The sequence below is a fragment of the Pseudooceanicola sp. NS-SX8 genome (genome assembly GCF_057380755.1).
The window spans coordinates 404,038-415,800 of the sequence record NZ_CM170819.1 but is presented as its reverse complement, the minus strand read 5'-3'; the positions used below and the strand labels follow the sequence as shown (position 1 = coordinate 415,800).

The 11,763-nt window shown below is 67.5% G+C and carries 10 protein-coding genes; 8 read left to right on the top strand and 2 right to left on the bottom strand.

From position 1 onward, the window contains the following. The first annotated feature begins 196 nt into the window (after positions 1-196). The 8 genes from AC2IR1_RS01820 (at position 197) to AC2IR1_RS01785 (ending at position 9,647) form a co-directional block, all read left to right on the top strand. Positions 197-688, top strand: a complete 492-nt coding sequence (locus AC2IR1_RS01820; RefSeq protein ID WP_486474576.1) for a MarR family winged helix-turn-helix transcriptional regulator — start codon at positions 197-199, stop codon at positions 686-688. Continuing rightward, the gene (locus tag AC2IR1_RS01815; RefSeq protein WP_486474575.1) at positions 675-2,444 is read left to right on the top strand and encodes an MFS transporter; all 1,770 of its coding nucleotides are present in this window, start codon (positions 675-677) and stop codon (positions 2,442-2,444) included. Before AC2IR1_RS01820 ends, AC2IR1_RS01815 begins: the two co-directional genes overlap by 14 nt. Positions 2,445-2,452: 8 nt before the next feature. Next, a complete protein-coding gene (locus AC2IR1_RS01810; RefSeq protein ID WP_486474574.1) occupies positions 2,453-3,496 on the top strand; it encodes an HlyD family secretion protein in 1,044 nt (347 codons plus the stop codon). A 101-nt stretch (positions 3,497-3,597) separates the two neighbouring features. Then, positions 3,598-4,266, top strand: a complete 669-nt coding sequence (locus AC2IR1_RS01805) for an SDR family NAD(P)-dependent oxidoreductase (protein ID WP_486474573.1) — start codon at positions 3,598-3,600, stop codon at positions 4,264-4,266. 61 nt (positions 4,267-4,327) lie between these two features. Then, positions 4,328-5,674, top strand: a complete 1,347-nt coding sequence (aroA, locus tag AC2IR1_RS01800; protein ID WP_486474572.1) for a 3-phosphoshikimate 1-carboxyvinyltransferase — start codon at positions 4,328-4,330, stop codon at positions 5,672-5,674. A gap of 111 nt (positions 5,675-5,785) precedes the next feature. Then, complete coding sequence (locus tag AC2IR1_RS01795) at positions 5,786-6,397, top strand: (d)CMP kinase (protein WP_486474571.1); 612 nt, start codon at positions 5,786-5,788, stop codon at positions 6,395-6,397. Between the two features lie 475 nt (positions 6,398-6,872). Further along, positions 6,873-7,502 (top strand): NAD(P)H-dependent oxidoreductase, encoded by a 630-nt coding sequence (locus tag AC2IR1_RS01790; RefSeq protein WP_486474570.1) that lies wholly within the window; start codon positions 6,873-6,875, stop codon positions 7,500-7,502. Between the two features lie 564 nt (positions 7,503-8,066). Further along, on the top strand, positions 8,067-9,647 hold the full coding sequence (locus tag AC2IR1_RS01785; protein ID WP_486474569.1) for a 2-isopropylmalate synthase: 1,581 nt from the start codon (positions 8,067-8,069) through the stop codon (positions 9,645-9,647). Positions 9,648-9,922: 275 nt separating this feature from the next. Here AC2IR1_RS01785 and AC2IR1_RS01780 read toward each other — a convergent pair whose 3' ends face one another. Further along, positions 9,923-10,564: a nucleoside/nucleotide kinase family protein gene (locus AC2IR1_RS01780; RefSeq protein WP_486474568.1), complete on the bottom strand. Its 642-nt coding sequence runs from the start codon at positions 10,562-10,564 to the stop codon at positions 9,923-9,925. Positions 10,565-10,567: 3 nt separating this feature from the next. After that, positions 10,568-11,530 (bottom strand): DUF808 domain-containing protein, encoded by a 963-nt coding sequence (locus AC2IR1_RS01775; RefSeq protein ID WP_486474567.1) that lies wholly within the window; start codon positions 11,528-11,530, stop codon positions 10,568-10,570. Positions 11,531-11,763 lie beyond the last annotated feature (233 nt).

Here is an 11,763-nt window from a genome sequence, read left to right as displayed (position 1 = left end):
TGACCGCGCCGCACGCCGCCGCGATCAAAGCCCTTGTTTCACTTGTCCACCAACATTTTTCCACCATTTCTCCCCAACCTGTTCCGAAAAACGTGACTTGTAAAATGCAACTTCACATGTATTTAGCGCCCTAATGGTTAGCAGGCTAAATTGTCTGCCCGCCGCCGCCCCGTTTCCGAACCGATGACCCTGTCCCATGTCCCCGATCCAGCCCCATACCTCGGCCCATACCTCGGCCCAGTCCGATCACTTCCTGCTCAAATCCGTCGCCCGGCTCTCCCGGTCGCTGCGCAAGTGCTATGACCGGCGGGCGCGCAACTACGGGCTGACCTTCTCCCGGCTGGAGCTGATCCTGACGGTCGCCGCCCAGGAGGGGCTCAGCCAGACCGAGCTCGCCGACCGCCTGCAGATCGAGGCACCGACGCTGAACCGCACCCTCGACGGCCTGTCGAAGGACGGTTTCGTCGAACGTCGCCCGCATGAGGAAGACCGGCGGATCCGCCGTGTCTTCCTGACCGATCACGCCCGGTCCGAGGCAGGCGACCTGATTGCCTTCTCCCACCGGCTGCGCGGCGAACTGATCCGCGGCATCCCGACGGAGGAGCTCGACGCGGCGGAAGAGACGATTTCCAAGGTCTTCGCCAACCTCGAACGCATGACCCGAGAGGCCCGTGATGGCCAGCACTGATACAAATACCGCCCCAACCGGCCCCGCAGCAGGTCCCGCAGCAGGTCCCTCTGCCGGCCCCTCCGCCAACCCTGGCGCCGCACCGGCCCCCATCGCCCACCCGAACTGGCGCGTCGCGCTGTTCCTGCTGGCGGCCTCGATCATCGGGCTGTCGCAGTCGCTGGGCCAGGGGTTCCTCTTTGCCAACACCCGCCAGATCGCGGGCGAAATCGGCGCATCCCAGACCCAGGCGACCTGGCTCATGGTGGCCTACATGGCGCCGCGCGCCTCGCTTCCGCTGTTGCTGATCAAGATGCGGACGCAATACGGCCTGCGCAAATTCGCGCTCTGGTCCGTGGTCGCCTATGTCTTTGCCACCGTGCTTGGCCTCTTCGTCGATGACCTGCATTCCGCCATCGTGATCGAATTCTTCACCGGCGTCGCCGCGGCCCCGCTGACCTCGCTCGCCGTGCTCTACATGCTGGAATCCCTGCCGCCCGCGAAAAAGCTCTCCGTCGGGCTGACCGGGGCGCTGACGGTGATCATGCTGGGCACCCCGCTGGGCCGCGCGCTCACCCCCACCCTGTGGGACCTTGGCGGCTGGGAAGCGACCAAGTTCCTGGTGCTGGGCCTCGTCTTCATGTCGATCCCCTTCATCCTCTACCTGCCGCTCTCCCATGCGCCGCGCATGAAGGTGATCCACCCGCTGGACCTGGTGTCCTATGCCGGCATCGCCGTGGGCTTTGCCGGGGTGGCGGCGGTCTTCACCTGGGGCACCACCGACTGGTGGACCAATGCGCCCTGGCTGGGGGCAACGCTGGCGGTGGCCCTGGCGGCGCTGACCGGGGCGGCGGTGCTAGAACTGCACCGCGACACGCCGCTGATCGACATCCGCTGGATCGCGACGCCCGAAATGCTCCACCTCACCGGTGTGCTGCTGCTGTTCCGCATCGTGCTGTCGGAACAATCCGTGGGCTCGCCCTACCTCTTCATGTCGCTGGGCCTCGGCAATGCGCAGATGGCGCCCCTGTTCTGGGTGATCTCGATCTTCACCGTGGTGGGCGGCGCGCTCTGCGGCCTGCTGATCGCGCCCAAGCGGATCCCGCTGATCCACGGTGCGGCCCTGGCGATGATCCTCGCAGGCGCGCTGATGGACAGCCACTCCACCGTGCTGACCCGGCCGGAACAGATGTTCGTCAGCCAGGCCCTGATCGCCACGGCCAGCATGCTCTACATGCCCTCCGCCATGGCCGTCGGCCTGATGAAGGCCCTGGCCAAGGGGCCGCAGTACATCCTGACCTTCGTCGCCGTGTTCCTGTCGACGCAGGTGCTGGGCTCGCTGATCGGCTCCGGCCTGCTCAGGACCTTCATCCAGTACCGCTCGGCCCACCACGCCGCCGTGCTCAAGGAACAGCTGATGGCGGGCGATCCCACGGTCACCGCCTCCATCACCCAGCTGATGAATGCCTATGCCAGCCAGATCACCGACGTCACCCAGCGCAAGCTGCAGGCGGTATCGACCCTGGCCAGCCAGCTGTCCTCCCAGGCCACCGTCCTGGCCTACAACGACGTCTTCCTGCTGCTGGCCGGCATCGCAGGCCTGGCCCTGGCGCTGCTCATCCTGCACGTCGCCTGGCTGATGCTCTTCCCGGCCCCTGCCCCTGCCGCCCCCGCGGCCCCGGCTGCCCCGAACGCGGCCACCCCGAACTCTACCGGCCCCTCCGCCGGCCCAACCAACACCACGGGTGACGCCCCCGCCGCACCCGCAACCGCCTGAGACACGCCATGAAATTCTCCGAAAAGCTCTCCCACTCTCTCGTCGCCCTGGCCATCGGCGCCATCGGCCTCCTCTTCGTGCTCTACGCCTGGCACCTGCCGCCCTTCGACAGCGCCAGCGTACGCACCGAAAACGCCTATGTCCGCGGCCGCGTCACCTCCATCGCGCCGCAGCTCTCGGGCTACGTCACCGAAGTGCCGGTGCAGGACTTCCAACAGGTCAAGGCCGGCGATGTCCTCGCCCGGCTGGACGACCGCAAGTACAAGGAAGCCGTCAAGCAGGCAGAGGCCACCCTAGCCACCGCCCGCGCCAACCTCGACAGCAACGCCCAGTCGATCCACTCGGCCGAGGCAACGGTAGAGGCAAAGAAGGCCGCGCTCGCCTCCGCCCAGGCCGCCCAGGACACCGCCCAGGCCAGCTGGGACCGCTACGCCAAGCTGAAGGAACACGATGTCGTCTCCGCCAGCTCCTATGACGAGGTGCAGCTCTCCCTCGCCCAGGCCAAGGCCAGCGTCGACCAGGCCCGCGCCGCCGTCGCCGTGGCGCAGGAAAGCCTGAAGTCGGCCCAGGTCACCACCAGCACGCTGCAGGCCTCCATCACCTCGGCCCAGGCGGCCCTGGAACTGGCGAAGATCGACCTTGAAAACACCGTCGTCCACGCGCCCGAAGACGGCACCCTGGGGCAGATTTCCGTCCGCGTGGGGCAGTATGTCTCTGCAGGGACCACGCTGATGTCCCATGTCTCGCCGCAGACCTGGGTGATCGCGAACTTCAAGGAAACCCAGGTCGAAGGCCTCCGGATCGGTCAGCCGGTCAGCTTCACGGTAGATGCCATGGGCGGCCAGCAGTTCTCGGGCCACCTCGAAAGCTTCTCGCCCGCGACCGGCTCCGAATTCTCGGTCCTGTCCTCCTCCAACGCCACCGGCAACTTCACCAAGGTGGCCCAGCGCCTGCCCCTGCGGATCGCCATCGACACGGAGCAGCCCGACGTGGCCGACCTGCGCCCCGGCATGTCCGTGGTGGTCGAGGCAGAACGCAGCGGCGACTACTGACCCCGGCCCGGGCCTGCGCCCAAATCTGGACGCAGGCCCGATACAGGACCGAATTCAGGCCCGATATTGACCCGATCCGCCCCGCGGCGCGTAGTGGGGGCATGACACATGTCCTGCTCCTCGGCGCCTCGGGCGGCATCGGCGCGGCGCTGGCCGCCCGGCTTGCCACGACCGGCACCACCGTCACCACCCTGTCGCGCCGTCACGACGGCTTCGACCTGACCGATCCCGCCTGCATCGACCGGCACCTTTCGGCCCTGCCCGCCGGGGCCTTCGACCAGGTCCTCTGCGCCACCGGCGCGCTGGAAATCGACGGCCACCGGCCGGAGAAATCCCTGAAGGACCTCACGGCAGAGGCGATGGCGGCGCAATTCGCGCTCAACACCACCGGCCCCGCGCTGGTCCTGCGCCATGCCGCCCGGCTCCTGCCCCGCGACCGGCCCGCGACCTTTGCCGCGCTCTCGGCCCGGGTGGGGTCCATCGGGGACAACCGGCTGGGCGGCTGGACCTCCTACCGCGCCGCCAAGGCCGCGCTGAACCAGGTGATCCGCTGCGCCGCCATCGAACTGGCCCGGACGCATCCCCGCGCCTGCTGCGTGGCGCTGCACCCCGGCACCGTCGCCACCCCGCTCACCGCGCGCTACCTCTCCCGCCACCCCTCCGTCCCGCCCCGGGAGGCCGCGCAGCGGCTGCTTTCGGTCCTCGCCGCGCTCACCCCCGCCGACACCGGCCATTTCTTCGATCAGCACGGCACCCCCGTTCCCTTCTGATAAGGCGTGACCCTGCCCCACGCCCCTGCTATCAGGCCCTCGCAGAACGCGAGGAGATCCCATGTCCGCCCACGGTGAACCGCAGCCCATGACCGCCCGCGCCGGCGCCCCCCTCAAGGGCGAGGCCAACGTGCCCGGCGACAAGTCCATCAGCCACCGCGCGCTGATCTTCGGCGCCATGGCCGTGGGCGAAACCAACATCTCCGGCCTGCTCGAAGGCCAGGACGTGCTGGACACCGCCAAGGCAATGCAGAGCTTCGGTGCCACGGTGGAAAACCTCGGCCACGGCAACTGGCGCGTCCATGGCGTCGGCACCGGCGGGTTCGCCGAACCCGATCACGTGATCGACTGCGGCAACTCCGGCACCGGCGTGCGCCTGATCATGGGCGCCGTGGCCACCTGCCCGATCTCCGTCACCTTCACCGGCGACGCCTCCCTCAACGGCCGTCCCATGGCCCGCGTCACCGATCCGCTGGCGCTCTTCGGCACGAAATCCTATGGCCGCAAGGGCGGCCGCCTGCCGCTGACCCTTGTCGGCGCGGAAAACCCGACACCCGTGCGCTACGAAACCCCGGTGCCCAGCGCACAGGTGAAATCCGCCGTCCTGCTCGCAGGCCTCAACACCCCCGGCGAAACCGTCGTGGTGGAAAAGGAAGCCACCCGCGACCACACCGAACGAATGCTGGCGGGCTTCGGGGCGGAAATCTCGACCGAGGTCACCAACGAAGGCCGCGTCATCACCCTCAAGGGCCAGCCGGAACTGAAGCCGCAGACCATCGTCGTGCCGCGCGATCCCTCCTCCGCCGCCTTCCCCGTCTGCGCCGCGCTGATCACCCCCGGCTCCGACGTGCTGGTGCCGAACATCGGCCTCAACCCCACCCGCGCCGGCCTTTTCACCACGCTGCAGGAAATGGGCGCCGACCTGACCTTCGAGAACCTCCGCGAAGAAGGCGGCGAACCCGTCGCCGACCTGCGCGCCCGTTATTCCCCCGACATGAAGGGGATCGAGGTGCCGCCCCACCGCGCCGCCTCCATGATCGACGAATATCCCGTGCTCTCGGTCGTCGCGGCCAATGCCACCGGCGATACGGTGATGCGCGGCGTCAAGGAACTGCGGGTCAAGGAAAGCGACCGGATCGACGCCATGGCCCGCGGCCTGCGCGGCAACGGCGTGCAGGTCGAAGAAGGCCCCGACTGGTGGATCGTCAAGGGCATGGGCGCCGGCAACGTGCCGGGCGGCTTCACCTGCGAAACCTTCCTCGACCACCGCATCGCCATGTCCTTCCTCTGCCTCGGCCTCTCGACGAAGGCCCCGGTGACGGTGGACGACGCGGGCCCCATCGCCACCTCCTTCCCGATCTTCATGCCGCTGATGACGGACCTGGGCGCCACGCTCGAATCCGCCTGAGGCTGCCCAGGATCCCCCCAGGGATCCCATGGCAAGTCCGGCGGAAGATCCCGCCTCTGGCCCCGGGCGCCCTCGGACGCTAGAAAGCAGGGGTAAGTACGAGGACCCAGCATGAGCTTTACCATCGCCATCGACGGACCGGCCGCCGCCGGCAAGGGCACCCTGTCCAAGGAGGTCGCGCGCACCTTCGGCCTGGCGCACCTCGACACCGGGCTGCTCTACCGCGCCACCGGGGCGAAACGGCTCGACGGCATGGCGCCCATCGAAGCCGCCCGCGCCCTGCAGGCCTCCGACCTGGACCGCGACGACCTGCGCAGCCCCGACGTGGCCCGCGCCGCCTCCGAAGTGGCCGCCATCCCCGAGGTCCGCGCCGCCCTCGTCGACTTCCAGCGCGCCTTCGCCCGCCGACAGGGGGGCGCCGTGCTCGATGGTCGCGACATAGGCACGGTCATCTGCCCCGATGCAGAGGTGAAGCTTTTCGTCACCGCCTCCGACGCCGTCCGCGCCCGGCGCCGCTACCTCGAACTGACCGCCAAGGGCACCGATACCACGCTGGACGCGGTCCTGACCGACCTGCGCGAACGTGACGCCCGTGACAGCGCCCGCGCCACGGCCCCCATGGTGCCCGCCGCCGATGCCGTCCTGCTCGACACCTCCGAGATGTCGATCGAGGAAGCGGTGGCAAAGGCCTGCGCCGTCATCCGCGCGGCCCGGCAGGACTGAGGCCGGATCAGGAGGGGGATTTCCCCCCCCCGACGCCGGAGGCGTCAATTATAGGTAGAGGGGGGCTTCGCCCCCCGCCGCGCGATGCGCGACTCCCCCCAGGATATTTTTGGCCAAAAAATGGGAGGGGCGGAGCGCTTTCGATGCAAGCTTCCTCGGCAGGGGAGAGGCGCCAAGCTCCCCCTGCAGACGTCCGCCGATCCAGCGGGCACCACCCCGCTCTGCGTCTGACCTTGCGGGGGGAGGAGGAGGGGCAACCTGGCCTCCGGATGCCCGTTCAAGGGGCAAAAGCCGTGCCATTCCCGCGCAATGCCGCTGCGCAGCGATCTGTGCACAAATGCGAGAACCCGCATATTTCCGAATAGATTCAGCACCCTGCCCGGGGCCGCCCCACAGGACCCCGGCAAAGCCTTGTTGAACTCGCAGGGGCATTTCCTCACATCCACTGCATCACTGCCAAACACGGATCGAACCAATGCTCACTGACAAGCTGAACTGGCGCTACGCCACCAAGAAAATGGACCCCTCCCGCCCCGTGGCAGAGGAGAAGGTCGCCCAGATCGTCGAAGCCATCCGCATGGCGCCGACCTCCTCCGGCGTGCAGCCCTTCGAACTCTTCGTCGTGAAGAACCCCGAACTGCGCGAGAAGCTGAAGGAGGCCGCCAATGGCCAGACCCAGCTGACCGACGGCTCCCACGTGCTCGTCTTCGCCGCCTGGGACAACTACACCGCCGAACGGATCGACGCGGTCCTGGCCCAGAACGTCGCCGAACGCGGCGAAAACGAAGGGCTGGCGGTCTACTATGATCGGCTGAAGTCCATGTACCTGCCGCGCGACGCGCAGACCAACCACGACCATGCCGCGCGCCAGGCCTATATCGCGCTCGGCTTCGCCCTGGCCGTCGCGGCAGAGCTGGAGGTCGATTCGACCCCGATGGAAGGCTTCAACGCCGATGCCGTGGATGAGGTCCTGGGCCTGAAGGAAAAGGGCCTGCACGCGGTGCTCGTCCTGCCGCTGGGCTACCGCCAGGCCGATGGCGACTGGCTGCTGCCGATGAAGAAGGTGCGCAAGCCGCTCGAGGAAATGGTCCACGAGCTGGTCTGACCTGACAGGCGGGGGACGGCGGTCGGGACGGCTGTCGGGGGCGGCGGGGTAAACCCCGCCCTACGCCCCCCACGTAGGGCGGGGTTCACCCCGCCTTGCGCCCCCCTCTCTGCCGCCACCCCCACCGCACGCTGCGTTAACCCGGCCATTTCCGGCCTGCTGCACCGCCGCAATACCGACGTGATACCGACGTTGTACCGACGTGCCGATTTCGGCCCGAAACCCCTTTTAACCAAGGCCCCGCACCTTTGATTCGCTGCACTGCAGTACCGACGTCCGGTCCGGCCCGTTCATGATCTCTCAACCAACCGCGCAGGCTCAACCCGGGCGTCACCGCACGGACGGGGGTGGATTTCTCCTTTCCATGGCCCCGCTCTTCCGCTAAGGAAGGCGCCATGATGACCCAGGCCCATATCACCACTGCACAGCGTCCGCTTCCGGGCGCCCTGCTGCGTGCCGGCCTGCTTCTCCTAATTCGCCTCTGAGCGTGCCGTATCGGCGCGACTCGCTCAGAGGACACGCCTTTCGCGCCCAGGCACCCAGGAGAATGAAAGAGAGATTCCAATGACTTCCAGCATCATCCCCAGCGATCCCGGTCGCGTCCTCATCTTCGACACCACGCTCCGTGACGGCGAACAATCGCCCGGCGCGACCATGTCCCACGAAGAAAAGCTCGAAATCGCGCAGCTTCTCGACGAGATGGGCGTGGACATCATCGAGGCCGGCTTCCCCATCGCCTCCGAAGGCGATTTCAACGCCGTCTCCGAGATCTCGAAGAACGCGGTCAACGCCACGATCTGTGGCCTCTCGCGCGCCAACTTCAAGGACATCGACCGCTGCTGGGAAGCAGTGAAACACGCGAAATCCCCGCGAATCCATACCTTTATCGGCACCTCCCCGCTGCACCGTGCGATCCCGAACCTGGACATGGACCAGATGGCGGAGAAGATCCACGAGACGGTGACCCACGCCCGCAACCTCTGCGACAACGTGCAGTGGTCGCCCATGGATGCCACCCGGACCGAGCATGACTACCTCTGCCGCGTGGTGGAGATCGCCATCAAGGCCGGCGCCACCACGATCAACATTCCCGACACCGTGGGCTACACCGCGCCGAAGGAATCCGCCGACCTGATCAAGATGCTCCTCGAACGCGTCCCCGGCGCGGATGAGATCATCTTCGCCACCCACTGCCACAACGACCTTGGCATGGCGACGGCCAACTCGCTCGCCGCTGTCGAAGCGGGCGCGCGCCAGATCGAATGCACGATCAACGGCCTGGGTGAACGCGCCGGCAACACCGCGCTGGAAGAAGTGGCCATGGCCCTCAAGGTGCGCCATGACATCATGCCCTTCACCACCGGCATCGACACCCGGAAGATCATGAACATCTCCCGCCGCGTCGCTGCCGTCTCGGGCTTCCCGGTGCAGTTCAACAAGGCCATCGTCGGCAAGAACGCCTTCGCGCATGAAAGCGGCATCCACCAGGATGGCATGCTCAAGAACGCGGAAACCTTTGAAATCATGCGCCCCGAGGACGTCGGCCTTGCCGCCACCAACCTCGTCATGGGCAAGCATTCGGGCCGCGCCGCGCTGCGCGACAAGCTCCGCCAGCTTGGCGTCGAAGTGGCCGACAACCAGCTGATGGACATCTTCACGCGGTTCAAGGACCTCGCCGACCGCAAGAAGGAAGTCTACGACGACGACATCCTCGCCCTCGTCCGGGTCTCCGACGATGCGACGCCGGATGCGCTGCAGCTCAAGGACCTCGTGGTGGTCTGCGGCACCGGCGGCCAGTCGGCAGAGATGACGATGATCATCGAGGGCGTCGAAAAGACCGCCAAGACCACCGGCGACGGCCCCGTCGATGCGGCGTTCAACGCGGTGAAGGAAATCTTCCCCCACGCGGCCAAGCTGGAGCTCTACCAGGTGTCCGCCGTGACCAAGGGCACCGATGCCCAGGCCACCGTCTCCGTGCGCCTGAACGAAGATGGCCGGATCGTCACCGGCTCCAACGCGGATACCGACACCGTGGTCGCCTCGGTGAAGGCCTATATCCACGCGCTGAACCGCCTGATCGTCCGCCGCGCCAAGGTTGGCGCAGGGGCCGATGCGCGGGAAATCAACTACAAGGACGCTGGCTGACCCGGGTCATCCCGCCGTCTTGCAGATCAAGGTCGCGCCCCCCCGGGCGCAGCCTTTTTCTTTACCCTCGCTTAAGGCCTGCGCGGCAGACTGTTCCCACGGCCCACACCTGCGGGCCGCGAACTCCCCCGGCGGATCGGAAATGGTCGCATTTCACGCGCTTCGCCCCCAGGATTGTACCCCGGCACGTATTATCCGCGCTGTGATCGTATGCTCGGGCGCAGGCCAGAGGGCGGAGCAGATACCGGATCGGCGCCGGATCGAGGGGGCCGCGATCAGCCGGTGAGGATACGGAAATCTGCCGGCCCGCTTTCCATCAGCACGGTCCGGGCATTTGGCAGGTCATTGCCCTGCACCTTCTCCCGCGCCTCCGCCTCCGGCAGCCCCAGGTCCAGCCAGCGGCGCATCAGGCGCGCTTCCAGCACCGCTTCGGGGCAGCTCAGGGCGACGGAGAGGTCGAAATACTGTCGCAGGCCATCCCATGGCGCCCGCTGCAGCAGAAGGTAATTCCCTTCCACCAGAAGGACTTGGCACCCCGCCGGGATGATACGGGCAGATCCGCGCGACAGGTCCAGCTCCCGGTCGAAGACCGGCACGGCCAGGTCCGGCGCCCCGGGGGCTGCCAGGGCTTCCAGCAGGCGGGAGAGGCCCGGCACGTCGAAGGTCTCCGGCGCGCCCTTGCGGGATTGCAGGCCCCGCGCCGCAAGGATGGCGTTATCGTAATGGAACCCGTCCATGGGCAGCACGCCCGCCGCGACGCCCCGCGCCTGCAGCGCGGCTTCCAGCGGACCCGTGGTCGTGGATTTCCCAACCCCGGGCGGCCCCGCCAGGGCGACGATCTTCCGCCCCGCGCCGGCCTCCGCACAGGCGCTTGCCAGCCGTTCCGCCAGGGCGGCGACGGTGATCTGCGGGCCCAAGGCTCAGTGCCCGCCGCTCTTGCCCAGGATGCCGCGCACGACCCCCGTCAGCCAGACGATCACCAGCCCCAGAAGCAGGCCCAGCACACCGTCGATGGCCGCGGTCACGACCCATTCCACCGCGGCATGCCAGGCCTCCGGCAGGCCCGCCGCCACGGCCACGGCGACGTGGTGGATCGTCTCGTAGGGCCAGTGCCAGCCCAGGTCATGCAACCCGTGGGTGATGATCGACCCGCCGACCCACAGCATCGCCGCCGTCCCGACAATCGTCAGCAGTTTCAACAGGAAAGGCATGCCGCGCACGATCATCCGGCCCAGCCAGCGGGTCAGCCCCAGCCGCCCGTAGGAGGCCAGAAGAAGCCCGAAATCATCCGCCTTCACGATCACCGCAACCGCACCATAGACCGCCAGGGTGATGATCACCCCCGCCACGGCCAGGGCGCCGGCCTCCATCCAGAACCCAAGGTCGGACGGCAGCGCCGAGAGGGTGATCGTCATGATCTCCGCCGACAGGATGAAATCGGTCTTGATCGCGCCCTTGACCTTCTCTTCCTCCAGGCCGACGTCACCGCCGGTCTTCTTGGCCACCTGCTCGTCCACGTCGTGATGCGCGGTCGACACCGCGTGCCAGATCTTCTCCCCCCCCTCGAAGCACAGGTAGGCCCCGCCCAGCATCAGCAACGGCGATATCAGCCCGGGCGCAAAGGCGGACAGCAGCAGGGCCACCGGCAGCAGCAGGATCAGCTTGTTGAACAGCGACCCGCGCGCGATTTTCAGCACGATGGGCAGTTCGCGCTTGGCGGAAAAGCCCTGCACGTATTTCGGCGTCACCGCCGCATCGTCGATCAGCGCCCCCGTGGCCTTGGCAGAGGCTTTCACCGCCTGCCCCATCACGTCGTCGACCGACGCCGCCGCCACCTTGGCGATGGCCGCCACATCGTCGAGAAGTGCCAGAAGTCCGCTCATGCCCGTTCCTTTCGTGCCTGCGCTCCAGATAGCGCAACCCTGCCGCCGTACCAGCGCAAAACGCACCCGCTGTCCAGCCGTTCCCTTTGCGCCGCCGAATGGTGTCTGCGGACCATCCAGGCAGAAAATCATGACGGGCGCACCACTTGGCCTTCGCACCAGCGCATAGCGCCTCTGCGGAGGGAGAACTTGCGCAAAGGGCAGGCACCGCCCTATCTCGGGCACGAAGGGGG